Source organism: Sporolactobacillus caesalpiniae (assembly GCF_040513385.1).
GTDB lineage: Bacteria > Bacillota > Bacilli > Bacillales > Sporolactobacillaceae > Sporolactobacillus.
Genome location: NZ_JBEVCB010000004.1, coordinates 67341 through 92655 on the forward strand (window position 1 = coordinate 67341; position 25315 = coordinate 92655).

24 protein-coding genes are annotated in these 25315 nt (G+C 43.3%); 11 read left to right on the forward strand and 13 right to left on the reverse strand.

Annotated elements, in window-relative coordinates:
• Nucleotides 1-9 precede the first annotated feature (9 nt).
• Nucleotides 10-522, forward strand: coding sequence for a GNAT family N-acetyltransferase (locus ABWW58_RS08680; protein WP_353868753.1), 513 nt, complete (start codon nt 10-12; stop codon nt 520-522).
• A gap of 488 nt (nt 523-1010) precedes the next feature.
• Here the strand turns inward: ABWW58_RS08680 and murB are convergent, their stop codons facing one another.
• From murB to ABWW58_RS08710, 6 genes are all read right to left on the reverse strand, one after another.
• Complete coding sequence (gene murB, locus ABWW58_RS08685; protein WP_353868754.1) at nt 1011-1934, reverse strand: UDP-N-acetylmuramate dehydrogenase; 924 nt, start codon at nt 1932-1934, stop codon at nt 1011-1013.
• 149 nt (nt 1935-2083) lie between these two features.
• Nucleotides 2084-3013, reverse strand: a complete 930-nt coding sequence (locus ABWW58_RS08690; RefSeq protein WP_353868755.1) for a sensor domain-containing diguanylate cyclase — start codon at nt 3011-3013, stop codon at nt 2084-2086.
• Between the two features lie 6 nt (nt 3014-3019).
• A complete protein-coding gene (locus ABWW58_RS08695; protein ID WP_093670573.1) occupies nt 3020-3649 on the reverse strand; it encodes a chemotaxis protein CheC in 630 nt (209 codons plus the stop codon).
• Nucleotides 3639-4007 carry a response regulator transcription factor gene (locus tag ABWW58_RS08700; RefSeq protein WP_353869075.1) on the reverse strand — a complete coding sequence of 123 codons (369 nt, stop codon included), beginning with the start codon at nt 4005-4007 and terminating at the stop codon, nt 3639-3641. The genes ABWW58_RS08695 and ABWW58_RS08700 overlap by 11 nt, the downstream gene beginning before the upstream one ends.
• 253 nt (nt 4008-4260) lie before the next feature.
• Nucleotides 4261-4626 (reverse strand): MmcQ/YjbR family DNA-binding protein, encoded by a 366-nt coding sequence (locus ABWW58_RS08705; protein ID WP_353868756.1) that lies wholly within the window; start codon nt 4624-4626, stop codon nt 4261-4263.
• Nucleotides 4627-4751: 125 nt separating this feature from the next.
• Nucleotides 4752-4952, reverse strand: coding sequence for a hypothetical protein (locus ABWW58_RS08710; RefSeq protein ID WP_353868757.1), 201 nt, complete (start codon nt 4950-4952; stop codon nt 4752-4754).
• 291 nt (nt 4953-5243) lie between these two features.
• Between ABWW58_RS08710 and ABWW58_RS08715 the strand changes: the two genes are divergently transcribed.
• From ABWW58_RS08715 to ABWW58_RS08730, 4 genes are read left to right on the forward strand one after another with little or no spacing between them, the layout of a single operon-like run.
• Complete coding sequence (locus tag ABWW58_RS08715; RefSeq protein WP_353868758.1) at nt 5244-5411, forward strand: hypothetical protein; 168 nt, start codon at nt 5244-5246, stop codon at nt 5409-5411.
• A gap of 6 nt (nt 5412-5417) precedes the next feature.
• Nucleotides 5418-6365 carry a polyprenyl synthetase family protein gene (locus ABWW58_RS08720; protein ID WP_353868759.1) on the forward strand — a complete coding sequence of 316 codons (948 nt, stop codon included), beginning with the start codon at nt 5418-5420 and terminating at the stop codon, nt 6363-6365.
• Entirely contained in the window at nt 6355-8475 is a 2121-nt protein-coding gene (locus tag ABWW58_RS08725) for an ATP-binding protein (protein WP_353868760.1), read from the forward strand. Before ABWW58_RS08720 ends, ABWW58_RS08725 begins: the two co-directional genes overlap by 11 nt.
• Nucleotides 8450-9052, forward strand: a complete 603-nt coding sequence (locus tag ABWW58_RS08730) for a response regulator transcription factor (protein ID WP_353868761.1) — start codon at nt 8450-8452, stop codon at nt 9050-9052. The genes ABWW58_RS08725 and ABWW58_RS08730 overlap by 26 nt, the downstream gene beginning before the upstream one ends.
• Before the next feature lie 41 nt (nt 9053-9093).
• Here the strand turns inward: ABWW58_RS08730 and ABWW58_RS08735 are convergent, their stop codons facing one another.
• Genes ABWW58_RS08735 through ABWW58_RS08745 form a run of 3 tightly spaced genes read right to left on the reverse strand, consistent with a single transcriptional unit; the run spans nt 9094 to nt 11789 of the window.
• On the reverse strand, nt 9094-9828 hold the full coding sequence (locus ABWW58_RS08735) for an AAA family ATPase (RefSeq protein WP_353868762.1): 735 nt from the start codon (nt 9826-9828) through the stop codon (nt 9094-9096).
• A 33-nt stretch (nt 9829-9861) separates the two neighbouring features.
• The gene (gene aguB, locus ABWW58_RS08740) at nt 9862-10737 is read right to left on the reverse strand and encodes an N-carbamoylputrescine amidase (protein WP_353868763.1); all 876 of its coding nucleotides are present in this window, start codon (nt 10735-10737) and stop codon (nt 9862-9864) included.
• Entirely contained in the window at nt 10734-11789 is a 1056-nt protein-coding gene (locus ABWW58_RS08745; RefSeq protein ID WP_353868764.1) for an agmatine deiminase family protein, read from the reverse strand. Before ABWW58_RS08745 ends, aguB begins: the two co-directional genes overlap by 4 nt.
• Nucleotides 11790-11997: 208 nt before the next feature.
• Between ABWW58_RS08745 and ABWW58_RS08750 the strand changes: the two genes are divergently transcribed.
• Entirely contained in the window at nt 11998-12603 is a 606-nt protein-coding gene (locus tag ABWW58_RS08750; RefSeq protein ID WP_353868765.1) for a DedA family protein, read from the forward strand.
• Here ABWW58_RS08750 and ABWW58_RS08755 read toward each other — a convergent pair.
• The 4 genes from ABWW58_RS08755 to ABWW58_RS08770 all read right to left on the reverse strand — a co-directional run bounded on the left by ABWW58_RS08755 (nt 12600) and on the right by ABWW58_RS08770 (nt 19105).
• Nucleotides 12600-13097, reverse strand: a complete 498-nt coding sequence (locus ABWW58_RS08755; RefSeq protein WP_353868766.1) for a hypothetical protein — start codon at nt 13095-13097, stop codon at nt 12600-12602. The two genes, ABWW58_RS08750 and ABWW58_RS08755, sit on opposite strands and share 4 nt — an antisense overlap.
• 437 nt (nt 13098-13534) lie before the next feature.
• On the reverse strand, nt 13535-14719 hold the full coding sequence (locus ABWW58_RS08760) for a GGDEF domain-containing protein (RefSeq protein ID WP_353868767.1): 1185 nt from the start codon (nt 14717-14719) through the stop codon (nt 13535-13537).
• A gap of 1192 nt (nt 14720-15911) precedes the next feature.
• Nucleotides 15912-18215 carry a tetratricopeptide repeat protein gene (locus tag ABWW58_RS08765; RefSeq protein ID WP_353868768.1) on the reverse strand — a complete coding sequence of 768 codons (2304 nt, stop codon included), beginning with the start codon at nt 18213-18215 and terminating at the stop codon, nt 15912-15914.
• A 281-nt stretch (nt 18216-18496) separates the two neighbouring features.
• Nucleotides 18497-19105 (reverse strand): FMN-binding negative transcriptional regulator, encoded by a 609-nt coding sequence (locus tag ABWW58_RS08770; protein WP_353868769.1) that lies wholly within the window; start codon nt 19103-19105, stop codon nt 18497-18499.
• A gap of 105 nt (nt 19106-19210) precedes the next feature.
• On the opposite strand from ABWW58_RS08770, the gene pdxR reads away from it, so the two are divergent.
• The 5 genes from pdxR (at nt 19211) to ABWW58_RS08795 (ending at nt 25313) form a co-directional block, all read left to right on the forward strand.
• Complete coding sequence (pdxR, locus tag ABWW58_RS08775) at nt 19211-20659, forward strand: MocR-like pyridoxine biosynthesis transcription factor PdxR (protein ID WP_353868770.1); 1449 nt, start codon at nt 19211-19213, stop codon at nt 20657-20659.
• Between the two features lie 60 nt (nt 20660-20719).
• Nucleotides 20720-21649 (forward strand): VanW family protein, encoded by a 930-nt coding sequence (locus ABWW58_RS08780; RefSeq protein ID WP_353868771.1) that lies wholly within the window; start codon nt 20720-20722, stop codon nt 21647-21649.
• Between the two features lie 463 nt (nt 21650-22112).
• Nucleotides 22113-23588 carry an MFS transporter gene (locus ABWW58_RS08785; RefSeq protein ID WP_353868772.1) on the forward strand — a complete coding sequence of 492 codons (1476 nt, stop codon included), beginning with the start codon at nt 22113-22115 and terminating at the stop codon, nt 23586-23588.
• Nucleotides 23585-24751, forward strand: a complete 1167-nt coding sequence (gene aroC, locus ABWW58_RS08790; RefSeq protein ID WP_353868773.1) for a chorismate synthase — start codon at nt 23585-23587, stop codon at nt 24749-24751. The genes ABWW58_RS08785 and aroC overlap by 4 nt, the downstream gene beginning before the upstream one ends.
• A 13-nt stretch (nt 24752-24764) precedes the next feature.
• Nucleotides 24765-25313 carry a hypothetical protein gene (locus ABWW58_RS08795; RefSeq protein WP_353868774.1) on the forward strand — a complete coding sequence of 183 codons (549 nt, stop codon included), beginning with the start codon at nt 24765-24767 and terminating at the stop codon, nt 25311-25313.
• Nucleotides 25314-25315 lie beyond the last annotated feature (2 nt).

The following is a 25315-nucleotide window of genomic DNA, read 5'->3' on the forward strand; positions in this document are numbered from 1 at the left end:
GGTGAATTTATGCATAACTCAATCGTCGTTCGTGACGCCGTTGAGGCAGATCTCGCTGCCATCGTTTCCATTTACAATTCAACCATCCCCGGACGCATGGTCACGGCTGACACAGAACCGGTCAGCATCGATGATCGCCGACCATGGTTTGAAGAGCATCAAGCAGATCCAAATCGACCGCTCTGGGTAGCGGAATATGACGGAGCAGTTTGCGGCTGGCTTAGTCTCAGCAGTTTTTATGGCCGACCAGCCTATAACGCAACTACCGAGATCAGCATCTATCTTGATGAACAGTACCGCGGAAAAGGAATCGGATCCTTTCTTGTCCGCTATGCTCTTGAGCATTCTCATGAGTTCGAAATTAAAACGATATTGGCATTTATTTTCGGTCAGAATACACCAAGCCTTCATCTCTTTGAGCGCTTCGGCTTCGAGCGATGGGGAACTTGTCCTAAGGTTGCCGAACTAGATGGGGTTGAACGCGATCTTGTAATCATGGGCAGAAGAATTTCAGACCGATAAGCGGCTCAGCATCTAAATACCGATTTAAGTGAAGCTGCACGATTGACGTGAGATGCTCATCAAGAAATGATTTAAAGCTCCACCGAACGAATGACAAGTTCAACCAAATTCCTGAAAAGTTCAACCGAAGAACAGAAGTTCAACCTAACGAGCGAAAAGTTCAACCGAACCCCTGGGAAGTTCAACCTAAGAGAGTTGTAACGATTGGGAATCGTAACGAACCACGAAAAAGTCGTAACGAATGAGCTCAAAGTCGTAACGAATGAGCTCAAAGTTGTAACGAAATCATCGAAAGTTGTAACCAATTCCCAGACTCGTAACGAACCACAAAAAAATCGTAACAAACGGCGAGGTAAACTCGTAACGAGTTTACCTCGCCGTTCGTCTTTTCTGTGCAGCAATCGGAAAGTTGCAAACCATAATCTTATTCAATGATTACAAAACATAAAAGCGGCAGGCTGCTCATCGCGCAGTCCTGCCGCTTTTGATCAATCTTTTGGCTCTTCACCAATAATTTTAACTTCTGTTTCCAAGTCCACGCCAAATTTCTTCTTGACTGTATCCTGAACGTGCCTAATAAGGTGTATATAATCTGAAGCGGTACCATGATCGACATTGACCATGAACCCTGCATGCTTTGTCGATACTTCAACGCCGCCGATACGCGTTCCTTGCAAGCCGCTGTCCTGAATTAGTTTGCCTGCGAAATGGCCTGGAGGACGTTTGAAAACACTGCCGCATGACGGATACTCAAGCGGCTGTTTCAACTCTCGGAGCGCAGTCAAACGATCCATCTCTTCTCTAATTTTTTTCGGATCACCCTTTTTAAGTACAAAGGTGCCCTCGAGCGCCAAGTAGCCTTTTTGTGATATAGCACTATGGCGATAGCCCATATCGAGTTCATCAAAGTCTAAATTCAGAATTGAGCCGTTCGCATCGGCAATGACCGCGCCTCTAAGGACATCGGATGTCTCTCCCCCATACGCGCCGGCGTTCATATACAGTGCGCCGCCAATAGAGCCTGGAATCCCGCATGCAAATTCCAAACCAGTCAATTCATGAGCCAGTGCGAATCGAGACACATCAATAATCGATGCGCCGCTCTGCGCGACAATCGTTTCACCTTCGCACCTTACATGATCCATTTGACTACAGTGGATTACAATACCTCTGATCCCGCCGTCTCTGACAATCAAATTAGAGCCTTTCCCAAGAATAGTTATCGGCAATTGATGTCCACGCGCATAAGCGACGACCTGCCCGACTTCCGTATACGTGCTCGGGGTAACGAATAGATCCGCTTTCCCTCCTGTCTTTGTAAAGGTATATGTACTCAAGTTTTCATCTATTTTTACCTGTTCTTCGCTTGAAACAATTTTAAGCAAATCAAAGTAAGTATCATTTTTATTCATCGTACGTACCATTCCTTCTTGGCTTTTTCGCCATCTTCCTGCTTTATTATTTATGCCATTGAAGGGCAAGTATGTCAACCGTATCTGATCTTTTTATGTTAAAAAAATCGGACAGACTAGCAACTCGTCCGCCCGATTTTCAAACTTGTTTACATATTATCTTGTCGTTCTCTAGATTCATGCTTGTTCACGTACATATATTCATCAGCCTTCGCAATCAAGTCATCAATCGTCGCGCCATCATCCGGATAAAAACTGATTCCAATGCTGAGCGACAGGCAGATGTTATAGCCGTCTTGAACGATACATTGCTTTTTATTCTTTTCGATACGCTCAGCAATCGCCTGATAGTCCTTGTATGTACGAATATCCGGGAGTAAAACCAAAAATTCATCGCCACCATATCGGCAGACGATATCGTTCTTTCGCGTTGACTCTGTAAGCAAGCTCGCCACGCGTGTCATGACTTTATCTCCTGTATTGTGACCGTATGTATCATTTATCAACTTAAATTCGTTAACGTCGACAAACATAAAGCCAAGCATTGTGCCGCGTTGTTTCGCGATACTTAAATATTTATCGGCGAACTTATCAAATAACGCGCGATTCGCAACGCCAGTCAGTTTGTCATAATAGGCAAGCTTTTCAATAACCTTTTCTTTTTGTTTCAGCTGACTATTCAGATGGGAGAGCTGGCTCACATAGTCTCTCAGCTGACTAATTCTTTGAAATTGATTCGTCACATCAATGAATTCAAGTAACAAAGCTACCTTGCCGTCAACCGACACCCGGTTCATTTTCAGATTCACACGATGATCCTGGCTAACCAATTTCCGATGCATAGCGGCTGAGAAAAAGACAGGGTTCCCACCCGTGGCGAGTCGTTTCACTGCGCTATAAAAGAATGGACGACAAAGTGAGGGCAGAATCTGATCCACTTTTTGACCGAGAACCTCGCCGCTCCATTTACCCGACAATTTCTCCATAAACGGATTCCAATAGGTAATCTCGAGGTCTTCTGTGATAATGACGATCCCCTCATTTATGCAGTTTAGTACGCCAGGTAAAATAGAATCCATGCTCACTCATCTTCCGTTATACAGTCTGTCAATCTCATTTAGTATTTCATCAAGCGATTTCAAGGTCATGTTGATCACGACTGCGCCGGCAATCTCAGTGCCTTCTATATTAAAAGCAAGAAACATCATGAGTACAAGCCGGCAATCTTCGCAATTGACAAAATGATCTGCGCTTGCATTATTTAGAACATCAATTTCAGGCAACGTATATTCAACCGGTATGTTTACGGTATTGCTCAATTCGCCGATTATTGAATTAATAACAATGTTGCCTATTTCCTTAATCGTATCAAAATCAATATCCGTGAACTCCAAATTATCTACCAGGTCGTCACGATTTTCGTGGAGACAAAGATCAATGAAATGATGCATCTTATCCGCAGGAAAGAGCAGGCTGACCTTCCCTTCTAACTGACTATCAAACGAAATAGAGGAAACCATTACCGCTCCCTCAGCGACCTGCAATAAGTACTTATCAAGTTCAATTTTTCCTGTAGCGGCATCTAGAATTCTGACATTTGGAATGGTGAGACCAATCCTTTTATCAATTATATCGGAGAGGGTACTAGCCGCCTGACCCACACCGATATTAAACAACTCTGTGAGAATATCTTCTCTACTTATTTTATCGGCCACGAGCACCATTCCCTATGATGTCACATATCATCTTAGCCTTCTTGTCGTCCAGCGGCTTATTAATGAAGGATAGGACACCCATTTTTTCGACAACGTCACGTACTCGATTTTGAACATCGGCAGATAAAACAATGACCTTTGCTTCTTGATCCATTTGTTTCGCTTTTTCAATTAAGTCTTGACCACGCAACTTTGGCATTAATAAATCCACAATCATAAAATCAGGATGAGCTTCTGAAAATTTTTCCAGTCCTTCTTGTCCATCACTAGCAAAAATAAACTCTATTTCTTCTGAATATTGGTTAAGGAAGGAATATGTAATTTTCTGCGAAAATTTCGAATCATCCACAATAAGCACTTTAGTCAACAAATACCACCCTTTCGCAGTTACCGTCTTCGATCATCGCACTTATAAACAGGTAATATTCGACTAGGCCTTTTCACCTTTGAAAAAGTCAAAAATCACATTAGTTCTAATTATAATTATAAATGGAAGTGGGGAAAAGACAAGAATAATAATAGTCAATTATCCGTCATTTTCCTATCTTTGACGACAAAACCAGTAAAAAAGAACTGAATCGGGTGTCCACTTCCCGTTGTCTCTCCAACTTTTATTGGATTAAATTACCAATCTCTTCCTGCACTTTTTTACTTAATGAACGCAGCACAATTAAATAGCCTTGATCTAGCATGATACGTAACACATCTTCAGAAACATCTTTATCCAAGTATAGCGAATTCCAATGGGTTTTGTTCATATAATATCCGGGAACAATCGCTTCATACTCTTCTCTTAGTCTTGCACCGAAGTCAGGTGACAATTTAACGGTGATTATTGGAAGGCCATTTTTATCTCCGCCACGCATCGCGAACATCTTTCCGCGGATCATGTATCGCGTTGCTTGCCACTCCTCTTTGTAGTCACGTTCCACTCCTCTTTTTTCTAAACAATAAGCGTCAATCCATTCAGTATTCATCCTACGCCTCCTCGTGCAATTTCCCAGCTCCATTTTCATCTGTTTTGTTAGCCGTAATCAAAACAAAAAAGCAATGAACAATGTCATCGCCGCTGTACCAATGTATAGTTAAGTCGCCCATTCTATTATTTTTGATCACATGTCTGTTCATATTCTAAAATTCGTTTTTCGTCAAGAATCGTAACGCCTTGCTTTCCTACAGCGTGAGCAATAAGCCTCAGTTCTTGTCGCATAGCGCCAGATAAGAATCCGTTTTCAATATTCCTTTTGATTGCATAGTACAGTTCTGATAGATAAGTTACCGAATACTGATCATATGAGCTCATCACATTGTCCTCCACTCATTTTCGTTACCGTTTTCATTATCTTTTTCATGACTGCTAACTCTATTATATTTATCTATCTGATTATTTTTACCTTTTTGTTCATTTTCAGGTCAAACGCTTCATCATGTACTACTCCCCTACAACCAATATACTCGATCCGTTAAATTTTGAAATCCGTATTTTCCGCAATTTTGAATTAATTTTTTTTATTAAAGTGAGAAGGAATTGGTTCCCACTATGTTGAATTATCCTATTGTGTCAAAATGTGTCAAACACGAGGAGGCGGAGAACATGAATCAGAAATTGTGGGAATTGATTCAGGAATTAGCAGACAAGTCGCAAATTGGAACAGCGGAACTGGCAGTTGCAGGTGCTAATTTGGACCCGGAAGTATCTTCAGTCTTTAACAAGCACATGAGCAAAGGTGACGTAGTTAACGCTCCAATCGAGTGGGCCTGACTATCGATGATTCAAAGAGAACAAATTAGGAATTACTTAAAAAATTACCTAGTTCGCTGTCAACTTAACAGCGAAATGAAAAGTCTCATTTCTTCTCTTTTGTGTCTAAAAGGGAAGATTTTTAATGATGAATCAGTCTTTACATGGGCTGAATTCTATTATTATTCCAGCTTGATTTTCGTATCTTCAGATGAGCAGCAGGTGTCCCATGTTGCCTGTTCTTCGGCTATTGAACTTCTTGTGCTCGCGACTGATATTCTTGATGATCTCTCTGATCAAGATGAACACGGGGAAATTCTAACCAAAATGAGTTATCCTCAAGCAATAAGTCTGTCTAGTATTTTATTAATGGAGAGCTTTCATATAATAGGCGAATACAAAAGTCCTCACTCGCTTCAAGCAGTGGTTCGACAATTACGTGCGGCTGCCTATGGACAAGCCGATGATTTATCCTTTAAAGTCAGCCGTGACCACATTCCAACTGAGCAAGAGTATTTTGCGCAAATTGATCGCAAATCAGTGTCACTGACTCGTCTCGTTTTTCATTTGAACGCACCCGTTGAGGAGATCCCACTCTGGAATGAAATTGCCACCTATATTGGATATTCGGGACAGATCAGCAACGATGCCAGAGATGTATTTGATGCCACAAAGAATGATCTTAGGGACAAAAAAGCAACGCTTCCATTAATTAAAGCGATTGAAGCAAGTCGCGCAAAAGATGGCGATTGGCTTCTGAGACAACTGATGTCTCCAGATTTACTAAATAATCAACAGAACTTAAAATTCACTTACGCGTACATAAAAAGAACCGGGGCTATTAAGTATTGTGAGATTCTTGCCGAAATCTATTTAAATAAGTCCATTCAACTATTGAAGCGATATCAAGAAACGAGCGTATATAAAGAAGCTTGCTCAAATTTAATCGCGTTTCTTGGAGATGATGACAATTAAACTCAAACTGATTTCTTTTCTATTATTTTTCTTCTTTATTCTACTAAACGTCTATTATACATATGCTTTTCTATACGAAACTGATTTCAGTAAATTAGATGCTGATCCGATGCCCCAATTGCATCAACTGATCATCCTTTCCGCAATCGGCTTCTTGTTCGTTTGCAACGGAATTTATTGCTACATAATAAAGCCACATTCCGTAATAACAGAGCGTTATTATTATCTTATGTTTGCAGCAGGACTCACGATCAGCTCAGCCATTCCATCTGGCATAGAAAACGTAGTTGGAAGACCTTTAGAGATCATTGCGGCACTTCTAACGACCCTGTTCTTGTTTCATTTTTTCTTACATTTTCCAGTTACCACAAAACCGAATTTTTTTAAACATACCTATGTCTTTTTAAGATGCTTGATTCTTTTTGTCGCTTCGGCCTATCTTCTGTCTATTATCATTTTTAGAAACACCTATAATCCATTAGCCGAATTGCTCCGATACTTTATAATTATTTTCATCATCTTTGCATTAATTCTCTGTTTCATTTTGATCATTTTGCTGCTCAAATCCAATTCTTCTAAGGTTAAAAATCAGCTATATATTCTGATCAACTCTTTCTTCCTATCTTTTTTCCCGGTCATTTGTTTCAGCTTAATTCCATACATTTTCTTTGATTCACAAAATCACATTCCTTTTTACTACACTATCGTAAGCGTCATTATCTTCCCTTTTTCTGTAACCTATATGTTGACTCGTCAGGACATTATTGACGTACGTTTGAAAGTCGTACCGATCATTTCCAAAGTGGCAATTGGGCTTCTTTCATTGATTTTGACAAATGCGCTGTTTCTCTTGTGGTTTCAGAATCACCTAAACCCGTTTTATCGCATTAATCTGCTAGTAATCACTGGTATTGTTTTATTTCATAGTTTCAGTCGGCTTTTCACTTCATGGTCCAATCGACGCATGATCAATAAAGCTCAAGAAATCAAAAGAGAGAAACATCTGATTATGCAGCAAGTTTTCAATGGACATCATCTGAAATCTTGCTCACGGTTAATTATCAACCTCATCCATCAAACCACTGAGATTAACGGTGCGTGCCTCGTGTGGAAGCAAAAACAAATCCCGAAAATTTATTTTTCTACGGGTATTTTCACAAATGATGTGCTGACTCACGACATTCTAAATCGCATCAATTACGAACAGAGAGAGCAAATTCAAAAAAGGTTGAGCGTAGTTATCCTCCCTTTTTCCGATCAGGGGACTATCAAAGGCTGGATCTTCCTTGGACAGAAAAAGAATGGAGCACGCTTTGAAAAAAACGAACGGACACTAATTGAAGGAATCTGTTCCGACGCACTTGATTTATTAAAGAGCTCGGAAGTTCTCTCCCAAATGGGCAGTGAACTAGAAAAGACACGCAGCCAATCCTACTCGCATGAACATTTTAATCGCCTATTAATGAATACTCTTGACGAAAATAAGCGAAATTTATCGATTTATCTGCACGATGAAGTACTTCAAAATGTTATACTATTGGAAAATAGAATCGACAGTTTGCACAGTTCGCATAAAATGGATGCTTCCGCCTATCATGAAGTCAAGGAATCACTTATGAATACCATCTATGAAATCAGAGAGAAATCCCGTGAACTGCATCCCTTTATTGTGGAAGATCTTGGGCTGGAACAGAGTGTCCAAGCACTAAAAAAGAGATTGCAAACGAACTATAATGTCATTGTCGATACGAATTACGAGTTAGGTATGAAGATTATTCCCAAAACTATTGAACTCGCTGCCTTTCGCATCATTAAAGAATTGCTGTATAATTCGATCAAGCACGCGTCCGCTCCCCTCGTCACTGTTTCGTTGAAGTGTGTGGATTGCTATTTGGTCATTATAGTTAGTGATCATGGGAAAGGATTCGACCTGTCGAGCACGTTAAACGCGACTTCCGGTCACATCGGATTACTTTCGGTGCAGAAGTCTGTTGACTTGATGAATGGTCTTTGTGAAATGAACACATCACCCGGTAATGGAACAACGATTCACATCACCTTGCCACTAGATTGGAATGATGAACGTGACAATCAATATCATCTTAATTGATGATCACCTGCTCATGCTCATGGGTTTAAAAGAACTGCTTGAAAAAGAAGCTGATTTTCATGTGGTGGCTGCAATGCCTGATCCTGAAAATCTGGAAAAAATCATTAAATCGCATCAACCTGACATTCTTGTACTCGACGTCCGGCTCAAGAATACGAACGGTATCGAGCTTACAAAGCGAATCAAAAAGAAGGAAATTCAGCTAAAGATTATCATCCTTTCCGGATATCACTATGACGAATATATTGAGGCATCCAAACAGGCTGGTGCCGATGCCTATGTCACAAAAGAAGAGTCTAATGCGAAATTGGTGAAAGTAATCCGACAGGTCTGCGAAGGTGAAAAGGTATTTCCCAACCTTCAACCGGACCTCCCTAGTGAAACATTAACCTTGAGAGAACGCGACATTCTCAAATTAATTGCCAACGACATGACTACGAATGAGATCAGCGAAGCATTAGCTCTGAGCAAGCGGACTGTTGAATACCATATTTCGTCCATAATTCAAAAATTAGGCGCCGATTCTCGAGTTGGCGCCGTTGTCAATGCAATAAAAAAAGGGCTGTTGAATCTTTAAGTGCAGCCCATGATACACCTATTCAGCATCACGAAAAACAGTTATTCATGAAACAAATAATGCAGCATTTTCTGAGGATTTTCTAAGAAATGCCGCATCACAATATAGTGTTCCGTATCTTCATAACATGTTTTTTTCACTCCACCATCAGATAACAAGTATAGGTCGGCGCCTGGATACGCCATAAGCATGGGAGAATGTGTGGCAATGATGAACTGTGAGTTCTGATGTACTAGTTCATTGATGCGTACGAGCATCGTCATGAGCTTCGAAGGAGATAAGGCTGCCTCGGGTTCATCCAAAATATAAAGGCCATTACCGCGAAAACGATTCAGCATCAAAGAAAGGAAACTTTCCCCATGAGATTGTTCATGTAACGATTTCCCACCGTACTGTTTTAAAAAAATCGGATCACCCATTTCGTCAATGTTTGATGCAAGATTGTAAAAACTCTCCGCTCTCAAGAAAAAACCGTCCTTGGGATAATCCGCTCCTTTGATGACTCTTGTCGCCCTGTATAAATTGGAGTGTGTATTATGGGTAACAAAATTAAAATTTTTCGATCCGCCTTCAGGGTTAAATCCCGCATTGACAGCCAATGCTTCTAATATCGTCGATTTTCCGGTGCCGTTTTCTCCAACAAAAAAAGTCACCTGGCGATGAAAAGAAAAGTCATAAAGATGGCGCAAGGATGTAATAGTCGATAGGTAACTGTCTTTATATTCCGGTGCATGATGATCGATACGAAAGCCTTTTATATAGAGTATGTCTGCCATTCGGACCACTCCCCGTTTATCTTTTCATCTCCATTAGATTCTATGTTCCCCGTCATTCGATGTCAAAATCCGGTACAGCTCCGGTCTGCGATCACGAAAAATACCCCACTCGAAGCGCTGTTCCTGAAGCTTGTCCAGGTCAAATTCAGCGACCAAGACCGTTTCACTTGTTCGATCTGCTTCACAACGTTTATTTCCCTGCGGACCAGCAATAAACGATGAACCATAGAAAGTGATCTGTGAATCTTCATCTGTTTCAGTGCCAACCCGATTCGACGCAATGACCGGAATCAAATTTGACGCGGCATGCCCAAGCATGCAGGCCTGCCAGTGATCTTTTGAATCAATCGAGGTATCATACGGTTCTGTACCAATTGCCGTCGGGTAGAAGAGCAATTCAGCTCCCATTAACGTCATGCAGCGCGCGGATTCAGGAAACCACTGGTCCCAGCATATGCCCACACCGATTTTACCAAAACGAGTGCGCCACACCTTGAATCCGGTATCACCGGGGTTAAAATAAAATTTTTCTTCATATCCGGGACCATCCGGAATATGGCTTTTCCGATAAATGCCAAGCACCGTACCATCCGCGTCAATCATCGCCATAGCATTATAAAGCGCGTTATTTTTCCGTTCATAGAAACTAATCGGCAGAACAACGCCTAATTCACTAGCTAGCTTTTTAAAATGAGCGACAGCACGGTTCTCCTCTATAGAATGGGCCAACATGTAGTATTCTGTTTTTTCTTTTTGGCAGAAATAGGGGGTTTCAAACAACTCTTGGAGCAAAATGATTTGCGCGCCTTTTGCCGCCGCCTCACGCACCAAGGCTTCCGCTTTGCGAAGGTTCTCATCAATCGTCCACGAACAGCTCATTTGTGTGGCCGCCACTTTTACTTTTCTCATGACATTTGACTCCTTTTCTCAGTTTGAACCGGCATTTGTTGCGTCGCGCAATGGATATTGCCGCCTTCCCGTATAATCGCCATACCGTCAACAGTCCGAATTCTGCGGTCCGGAAACAATTTAGCAAGAATATCCGAAGCCTGCTTGTCCGTTTCTTCAGCGTCTCCGCCAAATACGGGCAGAATAACGCCATGATTTACAAAATAGAAATTAAGATAGCTTAATGTCAGCCTTGAACCTTGATAGTAGCGCTTCGGCGGCTGAGGCACACGAATGATTTTAAGCTTTCTTCCTTTCGCGTCTACCGCTTGCTCTAGACGAGCGATATTTTCTTCAGTGATTGAAAAATTGTCATCCGCGGGGTCATCACAGGATTGAATGAGCACCTTCCCCGGAGTAGCAAAACAAGCGATATTGTCGACATGACCATCCGTTTCATCCCCGGACAAACCATCCTTTAACCAGATCACTTTGTCTATGTTCAAGTAACTTCTAAGTTTTTCTTCAATCTGCCCGCGATTCATGTCCGGATTCCGATTCGGATTCAGCAGACATTGCTCTGTCGTCAGCAAGCTGCCCTCACCATCCACATGAAAAGAGCCGCCTTCCATAACAAGAGGCGCGTCGAGACGTTGAACATGTAATTGGTCGAGAAGCGTCGGCGCTGCCGCATCGTCTAAATCCCAAGGTTTATATTTCTCGCCCCATGCATTAAAGCGCCAGTTGACGCCCGCCAGTTGAGCGTACTGATTCTTAAGAAAGGTCGGCCCATTATCGCGCAGCCAAGAGTCATTATGCGGCACATATCTGAAATCAATCGCTTCATTAATCGGGTTCATTAGCTCTTCTATGATTTCCTGATCACCCGGATTCGCAAGCAGCGTCACCGGTTCAAATTCCGAAATCGCGTTGGCAAAATCTGCATAACCGCGGCACACACGCGCATAATCCTCTGGATGACACATTGATGCGCGTACTGGCCATGAAAGAAATGTACGTTCATGGGGTTGCCATTCTGCGGGCATTTTGTAATTTAATTCACTAGGGTTCATTGGTTACCTCGCATCCATTTAAATTTTCCTAGTCAACATGTTATCATAATAACGAATAAGCAAGCGATAATTAACCTATATTTTTGACCAACAGAGTCTCTATCCAGAAGCGATCTTAATCGGTATGCATCCGCCTAATTTAGGGTATAGTGTTGGACAGGTTTCTATTATCTTCGCACTACTGAATCAATGAAAGTGAGGGCCATTCATGCAGGATTGGATTGTACAATTCATGGAAAACCATGGCTACGCGGGCATTTTCTTGATGATTTTCTTGGAGAATGTGTTTCCGCCGATCCCTTCGGAAGTTATTTTAACCTTTGGCGGGTTTATGACCACTCATTCTCGGCTAACCGCCCCACTCGTGATACTCTGCGCTACTGCCGGCTCTGTCGCCGGAGCATCTGCACTTTATGCGGCAGGACATCTATTCAGTGTGGATAAACTGGAACGAGTCGTTAAACGCTGGGGCCGTATACTTCGTCTTAAGCCCGGGGATCTTTCAAAGGCAAGTGTGTGGTTCGAACGCTACGGTTACCGCGCAATCTTTTTCTGCAGGATGATCCCGTTGATTCGCAGTTTGATCTCCATCCCCGCCGGCATGGCTAAGATGAATTTTCTATTTTTTCTGCTCTATACAACAGCAGGGACACTTATTTGGAATACCCTTTTAGTTTTACTCGGCGCCTCTCTTGGAAAGTCATGGGTTAAAGTGCTCGAGTGGATGGATCTTTATTCACATATTACCTATGCGTTGATTGCTATCGCCTTCGCTGCACTAATCGTCTACTGGGTTAGGAAACGAAAAAATTAAAATGAGGTTCGCGAGGCACCAGCTTCCATTACACGCTTATGCAGTGGGAGCAGCAAGCCGTAAATGACGAGGTACATAATCCCTGAATAATATAATTTCCAGTACTTCAGATGAAAGTATTCGATGTGAATGGCGGCCAGTTCGATAGCAAGAGATAGCAAAGAAAACAAAAGCAACATGAACCACTTGTTCGACGCTGTCCGATAGTTTAGGTAAATAATCGCAAGCCCGGATGGAATAAAACTGATCGACAATAAGTCAGCCAGGCCAATACCATGATCGCTTCCGTAACGAAAGGCGTCGAAATAGATGGCAGAAGAGATATCCATAAACCAAGTTAACGAACAAACCACACCGAATGTTGTATAAATCTGCAGCCAGGTTAACTGCCTTTTCTTCATGAATAGGATAAAAAGAATCAGTAAAGCTGCGAGCGAAATAGGGTACCATACACCTTCAGCTTTCAGATCCAGCCTACCAAAGATTAAAGACATAAAGCAAAGACTCCTTCTACTAGTAACTTTTTACGACTTAGTATAGGGTCCAATGTTTTTTCATACATGAGACGTCTTTTTTAGGACTAAAAGACTACTAAAGTCTGTTCAAAAAGGAGGACAAAAAGAACCGAGGTCAGGCAAATCGCCACGTCGCGCGTCATGCCTGACACTAGCTCGTCCTGAGCGTCGAAGATCAAGGAAGCGCAGTTTTGAGCTACCCGCGCGTACTTTCACAGGACGTGATGACTTCAACGTTGTGCACAGGACGTGCATGGTATTAGTTGAAGATCCCCTGTTGATACGTGAGGAGCGGAGAAACAAGCTGACGCAGAACTTCCGCAGGATGCGGTGACTTCTGCGTTTTGCACAGGACGTGCATGCTGTAAGCAGAAGATCCTCATTGCCTTTTTCCCGGACTTTTTGAACATCCTCTACTATAATTCCTTCTTATAGTTTCCACGGAAGACACTGTTTTTTCCGCTTTTCTTTGCCCCATACAGTGCATTGTCACATGAAATATACAGATTTTCTATATCTGTATGTCGATCCGGTTGGAGTGTTAGAAGACCAATGCTGATCGTGTAGTGCAGAAATTCATTGGGCAGATGAATCTTGGCATGTGCGATTTCTGCCCTGATCCGTTCGGCGGAGACGGTAGATTGTTCCTCATCAAGACCAGGCATCAAAATTGCGAACTCATCCCCTCCGAATCTGCCGAACAAATTGTCCGCTTCAAGTTGAGCATAGATGCGACGCGAAAGATCACGAAGTACGCGATCGCCAATATCATGTCCATACGTATCGTTGATTATTTTAAATCGATCGACATCGAACAGCAGGAAAGAAACTTTCTGTTGTTTCTTCGCGTAATAATCGAGATATTGCTTCGTCTGTTCGAAAAAAGCGCGGCGATTTAATGTTTTCGTTAGATCATCATAGTTAGCTTGTCGAACCAGCTCTCGATCCGTCATCTCTTTGAGCAGGAGAATAAAACCGGTGCCGCTTAAAATCGTTGACAAGCTAAGCGTAATAAAAGTAAAGCTGTAAATGAAAGAGGTCTCCATCGCACCTGGTTCGAAGGCATGATACAACATCAGAGCGACAATGGCTCTGCCCAAGAAGATCATGATCAGCAGAAAATATAAAAAACCCATCAGACGCATTAAAGATGAACGCTTCGTTCCACGAGTCATCCGTATCACCGGTAAGACAAGCAGAGCTGCCATACCGACAGAGGCGAAAGCCACTCGGATATTCATGTAATTGTACAAAAGGAGAATCACGTTGAATCCGATGACATTAATCGTTGTGATCCACATATAGAGACGTCTCGTCGATTGTCTGTACCCGCGCGACAATTTGAGCAAGGCGACGGCCTCCAACCCGCAGCCGATGAACAGAATACTGTTCGCTAGTGATACCGCAACGACATCGAAGGATCCGTTGCGAAAAAATGCGATGATCCAGGAAATAGTTTGAACTATTTTCCCATAAAAGAATGTAGTTAATGTGTCATCATTTCGTTGTCGCCGCAAATATGCGCCAATCAGAATAACTGTGACTAAATTCCCGGTCACAAGAAAAGATAAAAACATTTTCATATCAAACAATAGATTCACGACCGATCATCCTTATTCGTTAAAAAAGCAAGATTGCCCATCTATTTTATCAAATCGTGTCGATTTCTCATATAAATCGCTGAATTTTTTGTAAAAAAAAAGCCGAGGTGCAACCGGCCTTTACTTCCGCAGGACGCGGTGACTTTCGCGTTGCATATAGGACGTACTTCCACAGGATGTGGTGACTTTCGCGTTGCATACAGGATGTATGCGTACTTAGCGAAAGTTCCATTTCCAGTTCCATTTCCTTAGCGAAAGCCCCTCTTACAGCGAAGGTTCCTTCCCTACGAAAGTTCCTTTGCTCCAATTACCGTTTTGAATCATCAACCATGTGCGTGAACAGACATTTCTGTTTCACACTGGTAGGAAAGCATAAGAAAACATTTAAAGGAAACGAGTGTAAGCGGTCCGAAAAAACGCCGCGTCCTGCGGCTCACCGGACACTAGGCCGTCCATGGCCGTCGCAACTAAGGCTTCGCCTTCGCCAGGGGTTTGGCGAAACCAAGTTTTCTAACACTGATAAAAAAGTATAAAAAAATTAAAGATTCAAGGAAACGAGTGTAACCGCAACTAAGTCTTCGCCTTCGCCAGAGGCTTGGCAAAGCCAAGTTTTCTAATAAATCATTTTGGTCCTTAATTCGGCATCGCGCCCGGAATAAAATAAGCGGAGATTTTCCGGTTATATGCATCATGGCGCTTGTTTTAGAGGTACATAAGGGTAATTTTTCCGGTTATGCAAAGAAAAATCCTCTATTTTCACGTTTTTCGATTCGATAAGCGGAATTTCTCCGTCTATTTAAGCAATTTTTTCATTCATTTTCTAGTTAGGCGGAATTTTTCCGTTTATATCTTAGATTGGGCGGTTTACCTAATCGTCCATCCGAATCTTATGACCATGTCGTCGTACCGGCAAGGCAAAACGCTATACTCTTTTTTATCCTGTAAAAAAATCACCCGCTAATATCGGATGACTAGTTAACAAATAATTTATAGGTCCATAGAACCAGAATAAAACCTATCCTCCTTATCAATTCTGTGCAAAACACCTATACTGCGCTTGCTTACGATCAACAGAGATCTCCGTAAGAGTCCGGCACCTGAGCCTTGATTTAGAATTTTGTTCCTCTAAAAAGGGCGTCTCAAAGTCAAAAACGGACTTTTGGGACACCCTCACAATTGGTTCAAATACGATTCAGTTCTGATCCGAACTCGAACTCGCTACCTCTTGTTTCAGCTGCGGCGATAGTTGTTCATTCACTTTGAGACCCGCCTCAATGGCAACTGTGACGATCCGGCTCACCCATATTTCAGATTCATCAGGCAACAGGCCCTTCGCATACCATTCGCCAACCTGCTGACAGGCGCGCGGATAGTGAAGCTCCGCAGCTAAGAAGAGGAGATGTAGACCATCTTCTTCATCTTTTGTGACCTCTTGTCCGCCGAACATACCACTGAACCTGATTTGTGACAGCTCATAAATCGCTTCAGGATGATGCAGAGAGGCTGCCTCTTCAATCAATTTCAACCCGCGCTCCGGATTTTTTTCAATGTCTGTTCCTGTACCAAACGCCATGCCTACTTTGTAAAGAGCCGGACTGTATTTCTGCGCAGCACTGCGAAAAAGGTAGTCAATCGCGTCTTTACCAGTGATGCTCCAATCGATGGCTGCGTCTTTTTTGCTTAAGGACCAAACCTCATATTGTGCAGACGGGAGCGTGCGGGCAGCCTTTACTAGCCACTGATAAGCGCGCTCCTTATTTATTCGTTCATTTTTCAACGTTTTGTATCCGGAAAGGTAATAGTAATAGAGCGCAAACTGTGCTTCAGGATAGCCCTGCGCCGCTGCAGCTTCAATGAGATGCTTCGCCTTATCAAGATCAGCTGACACATAGATGCCGTCAAGCAGAACATTCGCAAACCGGTACATGGTCGGAGCATCGCCGCTTTCAGCCGCGGATACCAGATAACGCAAAGCCTCTCGATGCTCCATCATCATCTCATTTCCATGCTCATATTGATTCATTATCAAATCACATGCTCTTGGGTTTCCGGATGCTGCAAAAGATTTTAAAAATTCAAAAGCCTTAGCCCTATTCTTTTCAAAAAGTATATCTTTATAGCGTCCTTCGTAATAGCTCTCAAACTGCTTAATCTGAGCATCCCAATCCATTTGCTCAGCAGCTTGTCCCAGATATGCAAGACCTTTCTGATCATCCTTCTTTAAAAACTTGCCTTCTATGTACAAATCTCCGAGGCGTGTTTTCGCTTTAGCAAAGCCATGGTCCGCAGCATAAATCAGCCATTTCAAAGCACTTTCCTGTTCCATTAAAAACTCATTTCCATGCTCAAAATAGTGCCACAAATCATACGCTGCCTCAGCACCGCCGTGTTCAGCAGAAGCGAGGAGCCAAGCGTATGCCTCTTTTTTGTCCCCGCGGACCGGTTGGCTTAGACTGGTTCCATTATACGAAATCTGGAACAATAAATATTCGGCAAGCGGTAATTTTTTCTCTGCAGCCTTCTTAAGGATCAAACTATATTCTACAGCCTGCTCACCTGATATAAAGATCATTTTTTTCTCATAGGCCTCTGCCAAAGCCCGAACAGCCGCCTCTAATCCATCTTCGGCAGCAGACTTTAAGTAAGAAAAAACATCTGCGCCATGATACGAGGCACCTTCAGAAGTACAGCTGTATACATAAAGCATGTAACGCGCCTCAGCACTGCCGTTCGCAGCGATCTCTTCACACTTTTTCAGTGAGGATTCATCAGTTATTTTAGATGGAACTTCTGAGCGTTTCTCAGATTGTAGTTCTTTACCAAGATTCTTCGCCGCTTTGTTATCCAGACAATTCTGCCACTTTGTCGCTTCGTTTTCATCAGCTACGATATACCGTTGGTCACTGTACACGTCCTGTAACTTTTTCAAAGCTTCCAGGTGACCCTTTTCTGCGAGCTTTTGAAGCAATGCGATCCCCATGTTCAGTACTTTACTGTTGTCCGGGTTCTGATTGATCCAGTAGGCTGTTTTTGTCAATTGTGTTTCATCTGAGGATTCCGTTTTCAGATAATCGTGCATGTGCTGATGTGAAAAGAATTCCAGTGTACCTTCTTGGTTTGCCATAAAACTCATTGTTTCATAACTCAGCACTTCACCGGTCACCGTGTCTTCCAAGCTGATTCTTGCAGTAATTAAATCACCATAGTTAAACTGCGGCATTGCTGAATACGGAATAGCAACAACCATCTTATTCTGACGAAGCGGCATTGTAAAATCGAGCTCTCCTTCGTCATTGAAAAAATCCGCGCGTTCCGATTGTTTCGCTGCGCGTAGGGGACGTGTACCTGGCTCTTGAAAAAGTTGAATGCTGATCACGCGATGGCGCCTCAATCTCCGACTTGTCAATTCGCTAGGAACCTGTAGTGAAATCGTAAATTTTGAAGCATCCTCAGTTTCTAAATCGGTCAAAATAGGACTTTCTGAACTCGTTTCCATTGGCTTCTCCTCTTCACGGATAGTTTTATTTGAACAGCGCAATCTCTTTGTCAGTGGGTCACCCCGGCAATAGGAATCAGAAATAACTCAATTGTCTCGTTCCATAATATCTCTATTGTAGATCGAAGCGAATGCCTGTACTATCCGTCTAACCACCTGATACGCATCCACCTTTTGCGTTTGTTGGTCGGAAGAAGCACATCTATTTCAGTATAAATTTATTATTTGATAATTGAAAATTTTAAAATAATATTCACGAAATCTTTGTTGATTCAAGAAGCTTAGTTGAGATCTTCCTCCATTAATTTTGCGATTTGCTTCTCCGCTTCATGTTCGCTCTGATTCAAATGAGCGATAATCCGTGCACGCCGCTCTGAAGAATTGTGCTGACTCAATTTACGTGCACCTTCCATTCGATCAATACGCATTTGGAACGCGACAATTCCTTTCAGCAGTCCATCAATCATTTGAGTGGGAAGCTCATCCATTTGATACTTCTCATGCGCGCCTTCGTAGTTAGTGATCATTTTTTTCATTACGTCCATGATCTCATCAGGATCACGCAACACCTCTACTTTCCCGTATACATGAACAGAGACATAGTTCCAGGTCGGTACCGCCTGATTAGTCTCATACCAAGTCGGGGAAATATAGCAATGCGGGCCCTGAAATACAGCCAACACTTCTTGATCGGCACTATCCTCCCACTGCCCATTCGCACGCGCAAAATGTCCATACAGCATACCATGCTCCCGATCCAAAACCAGTGGTAAATGCGTAGCATAAGGCGTTCCCTGATGTTGGGAAAAAACTGTTGCAAAACTGTTTTCTTCGATGACTGCGAACATCGCATTTTCATCAGTCATGTTAAATTGTTTGGGACGATACATAAGTGCTCACCTCTTACAGAAAGAATAGAACTATGCTATTCTGTTGAAAACATCCAATTGGTCGATCAAAAGATCATCCAATTGCAATAATGGAGGGCACGCACGATGCACGTGACTAAATTGGACAAAAAACGGATGCCTGTATACGAACAGATCGCCCGACATTTTGAACAGCAAATTATGGAAGGTAACCTTCGACCAGGAGAAAAACTGCCGCCGGAGCGTAAACTTGCGGAACAGTTGGGGGTCAATCGTACAACTGTTGTACACGCCTATGATCTTTTACGTTCAGCGGGGGTTATTCAATCTGCCAGAGGGAGCGGTACTCGAGTCGCTCAAGAGCAGTGGGGCGTTCGTCCCCTCCGCCTTCCGAACTGGCAAGCCTATGCCAATGGTGGTTCATTTCTACCGACGCTTCCCATCTCGCGGCGCCTTGCCGAAGTGCGTCAGCTCAACACATGTATTGACTTGTCAACAAGTGAACTGACTCAGGAAGACTATCCCATTGCAGAGCTTCAACAGATCATCAGAACCCTGCCGCTCAATTATTCACTTGGTTATCCCGACCCAAAAGGGTACGAACCACTGAGAGCGGCACTCAGTCAATTTATGAGATCGAAATTCAACATGACCGCCGGCACAGACACTATTTTAGTTACCTCCGGCGCGCAGCAAGCATTGCTGCTTATCACCCAGTGCCTATTAAATCCTGGGGATGCGATCGCGATTGAAAGCCCCTCCTATTTTTACGCGTTGCCATTGTTTCATTCAGCTGGTCTGCGTATTTATGGAGTACCCATGGATAAAGATGGGATAATTCCTGCTGAACTCGAGCGTTTGCTACACAAGCGGACGATCAAGATGCTCTTCCTAAATCCGACCTATCAGAATCCAACAGGAAGTACGTTGACCGAACCACGGAGAAGAGAAGTGCTCGAAATTTGTGAAAAATGGCAGGTGCCAATTGTTGAAGACGATGCCTACCGATCGCTTGATCTAGGTGATGAACGTCCTAGTCCACAGACCCTATTCTCCCTTGATCATTCCAATGAACAGGTCATTTATATCGGCAGCCTCTCAAAGACTGTCGCTCCCGGTTTACGTGTCGGATGGATCGTCGCTCCTGAACCCGTGTTAAGCCGGCTTCGCGACGCCAAATATCAGATGGATCATGGCTCGAGCATCGTCACACAGCAAATCGCCGAGCACTATTTACGCTCCGGCATTTGGGAAAAACATATGGATACAGTACGATACCGACTCGAAGAACGAAGAAAAACAATGATCCATGTACTCTCTGCAAACTGCGGGGATGACATCAGTTTTATGGCTCCGAAAGGCGGATACCATCTTTGGTGCCGATTGACTTCCTCTGTTTCCGACAGCAAGCTGCTTGAATCCGGGATTAAACGTAACGTGCTTTTTGTTCCTGGAACCATGTATGGCGCGCACCCTAGATTTGTTCGTCTCAGCTATGCTTGTACAACGAATAATAATATTAGCGAAGGCGTACTGCGTTTTATCCAGGCGGTGCGACAGTCGTCATATACATGACATGACGAAGGCTAATTTCGAAAAAAAAGATCATACTAACGTCGGGAGGTGCAAGGCCTTATGCGACTACTGATGTTGGCAGGTATCCTGCTTTTCGCCCAGCCACAATCACTTTCAGACACTCTAAGCGTCACGTACCATGACCATACTATTGCTAAGATTCATCGTTCCAATTTTACATATCCTTTTGCATCGCTTTTGGATCAAGAAAAATATCAACTTTTGATTAACCAGCTTGATCGCAAGGTATATCAGGCGCCGGTAGACGCCAGAATCAACGGACAAGGAGCCATCGTTTCTGGAAAAACAGGACACAAACTTTACCGCAGCGTGTTTCAGAATAAATTTTACAGTTATTATTTCGGTCAAGGTACCGGTAAACTGCGTGCACCCTTAATCAAAATCTATCCAAGAGTCGATGCCGAACTGCTTTCCCAAATTCGTGATCAGCGTATTGGTCAGTACGTCACGTTCTTTAATTCCGGAAACAAAAGTCGCGCACATAACATTGACCTTGCCGCAAAGGCGCTGGACAGCCAAGTGGTATTCCCAAATGAAACCTTTTCATTTAACAAAGCTGTTGGAATGAGGACGAAAAAAAAGGGCTATCTCTCTGCGCCGATCATCGTCCGAGGAGAATTTTCCGAAGGGGTGGGCGGCGGCATCTGCCAAGTGTCGTCCACACTTTTTAATGCGGTTGATCGCGCCGGGTTGAAAATTGTGGAGCGCTACTCTCACAGTAGACGTGTACCTTATGTGCCCGAAGGACGCGATGCCACGGTCAGCTGGTACGGACCAGACTTCCGGTTTCAGAACACCTCGAACCAGCCGATTCTAATCCGAGCGCATAAATATGGAGGCAGCATCTCATTTGCACTGTACTCTTCCGATATGATCAATGTTGCTCCACGCAAAGTGCCGAACGCATCCACGCACTTGCCAAAGGAGATCAAGCAAGAGAAAGAAGTCCAGCATTCGAGCGAGCCGTAATTCGCTAAATGATCATCCTTCTCTTTCTAATTGCTTCAGCATCACTGACAAGCATGCGAGACAAATCACGATCCACTACTCTACTCGTTCAAAAAATAGAAAGTCAGCAGAAAAAATTTAGAAATTAAAAAACTGTAATTGACAAAAGCAGATGACAGTGATTAAATGGTACATAACCTAATCGAGAGGAAAAATAAAATGAAAAAGTTGCAAATGGCTCAAACATACTATTATGGCTTCTATTACTTTAGATAGTTCGTGTCCGCTCTGGATACGAACGCAAACGCGTAAGTGTCTAGAGTTGGGAAGCTATTTTGGTCTGACCAACTAGATGCGTAAGATTAAATCTAATTGGTTGCCATGACAATCCGGATCTTTTTATTTTCCTGACGGAAATTCGTAACCAGTTAGATTAATCATCTGACTGGTTATTTTTTTCACTTTTTTCGGGAGGAAATGACATATGAACGTAATGACGAAAGCAAACAAAATGAGACTAAGTATTTCTTTGTACCTGAACTACTTCGTTCATGGTATCGGATTATTAATTTTGACACAAAATATGAGGTCGCTCAGCAGCGAGTGGGGGACATCGATTGCGACCGTTTCCTACGTTATCTCCGGTGTTGGCATTGGCCGACTGCTCGCCTACTATCTTCTTGGCAGCCTGTCTGATCGCATTGGTCGTAAAAAAATTATTCTCTTCGGGATGATCAGCTACTCTGTCTTTTTTATCGGAATCCTTTTAACCAAGGATTTTAAAGTCGCTTACCTGCTTGCGATTCTTGCCGGGGTGGCGAACTCAGCACTTGATTCGGGGACCTACCCCACTTTTTTGGAGATGAATCGCAATAATGGCGCGGCGAGTATTCTCATCAAAGCCGCGATGTCGATTGGAGAATTTGTCCTGCCTCTCTACATCGGTCTGAATGAAAATCTGGGCGGCTGGTACGGATTAAGCTTTATTTTTGCAGCTGCACTCCTACTGATCAACGCCGTACTAATCAGCCGGTCGCGATTTCCGTTACAGGTAAAACCTGAGAAAACGACGCGGCATCGCCTATTTACTAAAGGGAAGCTGTCAAAAGCAAAGGTCGGTTTAGTCGCCATTTTGTCTTTATATGGCTATACATCAATGGCGGTGATGATTCTCTTTACCCAATGGATCACACTCTACGGAATTGACGTATTGCATATGAGCAATATGCAGGCACATTTTCTCCTGTCGCTTTACAGCGTCGGATCAATTGTCGGCGTTTTGATCGTCTTCACTATTTTAAAAAGCGCACTGGTCAAAGATGGCACCTTAATGGTCATTATGAACGGTCTCTCGCTTCTCTTTCTTTTAACCGTTTGTTTTTCATCCAACCATCTATCGGTCACCGTCGCATCCTTCTTCTTCGGTGTCACGGCAGCGGGAGGCATCATGCAGGTCGGTTTGACTATTTTCAGTTCCATGTTTCCTCATGCTAAGGGACGTGTTACGGCAATCTTTTTTTCTTTTGGAAGCATTGCGTCATTCACAGTGCCCATTTTTACCGGCATGCTGTCTACTAGTGGAACAGCCTACGCCTTGCGCAGCGACCTTGTGATCGCGTCGTTTTCTTTAGTTCTCTGGATCATCGGTCATCGACTGCTTTCTCTTTCAAATGACCAAACGGGTTATGAGACGGAGCGCAGCCAAATCAATTTTATCGATTACTGGATTCTTAAATTACTTCAATGGCGATTCAAGCTTGCCAAGTCTATAGGAATGAAAAAGATGAATCAAGGTCAGCGGGTCTTAGATCCTTTTCGGGAGAAAGAAATTATTGCGAGAATTGATCAGCGTGTGAACGATCACGAGAACCGCGACCACTATCAGGAAATTTTCCAAACGATCTTAAAAAATTCAAAGCAGTGTCAAACGGACTTGCAGGAGAAAGGAAGAGTTAAATGATTTATTTTACAGCAGGAGAGTCGCATGGTCCGCAATTAACCGGAATTATCGAAGGGTTCCCAGCCGGACTTCACTTATCCATTGAGAAGATTAATCAGAAACTAAGTGAACGGCAAAAAGGCTATGGACGCGGTTATCGCCAGAAGATTGAAAAGGACCAAGTCAAGATCACCTCCGGCGTGCGCCACAGCATCACCTTAGGTTCACCGATCACATTAACCATAACCAACATTGATCACAAACACTGGAGTGAAATTATGGATCCGGTCAATAAGCCCGATTCGGAAACGAATCTGCGCGTGGTGAAAAACCCGCGTCCCGGTCATGCTGATCTGGTTGGCGGCATGAAATACGGACACCGGGATTTGCGCAATGTGCTTGAGCGCTCATCCGCCCGCGAAACAGCGATGCGCGTCGCCATTGGCGCGGTCTGCACGCTGCTTCTGAATGAGCTGGGCATCCAAATCGCTGGTTATGTGCGCAAAATCGGTTCTATTGAGGCTGATAGTGATCAGCTATTAACACCTGATCAAATTGAACAAGCAATCAGCCGCAATGATCTTCGTATCGTCAATCAAGATAAGGTTGAAGCGATTCATGCGTTTATTGATCAAACCAAAAAGGCAGGAGACACGTTGGGAGGAATCGTTCGTGTCATTGCCAAAAATGTCCCGGCCGGATTGGGGAGTTATACTTCATGGAACGAGAAACTGGATGCCAAAATTGCGGCGGCGGTTATCGGTATTAATGCATTCAAAGGTGTGAGCTTTGGCGACGGCTTTGACCTGGGTACAAAACCAGGCAGTCAAGTAATGGATCCCATCTATTGGGATCAAGATCAAGGCTGGTACCGAAGCAGCGACCATCTCGGCGGATTTGAAGGCGGGATGACGAACGGAATGCCATTGATTATTAACGCGGCCATGAAGCCGATCCCTACCCTTTACAAGCCTCTTCACAGCGTCGCTATTGATACAAAAGAGGAACATAAAGCCAGTATCGAGCGCTCTGATGTTACGGCGATCGTACCGGCATCGCTTGTTATTGAGGCCGTCGTCGCAATCGAGCTGTGCAAAGCCATTTTAGACACCTTTGATTGCGCAAACATGGATCGTCTGAAAAAACAGTATCACGATTATTGTGATGAGTTGAAGAACTATTAAGGAGAGCATGCCGATGATCATTCATACTCTGGGTCCTGAAGCGACGGACAGCTGTCGTGCCGCACGGTATTATCAAAGCGCGCATCCCGGTGACATCCGGATCGTGCTTCATGACTGTTTTGAAGGTATTATCGAGCATTTTGATGACTATCAGGGCGATTATTTCATGATCCCCGCTGCTTTTAAATCATGTCATGAACATCTTGATTGGGCGGACATTCACTATACCCACTTGGATCAGTTGAAGCTTGTCACTTGCTTTTGCTATGCACTTGATCCGCTCGTGCTGATTCGGCGCCTAAGACCAACTATGGATGTTGCCTATACGCATCCGTCAACCGCCGCCTTGTTGAAGAACTATTTACGCTCTATCCAAGACCAGTCTGTGATTCATTATACCGACAGCAAATATTTGGCGTATCAGAACTACAAAACAGCCCAGGCACATTATGTTATTACCAATCAAAAAAATGTCCAATTAGGCGACAATGAAAAAATTGAGCGCACCTACACGCCGGACATGGTCTGGTGTCTCTATCAAATTTCAAAAAAAAGCAGGTGATC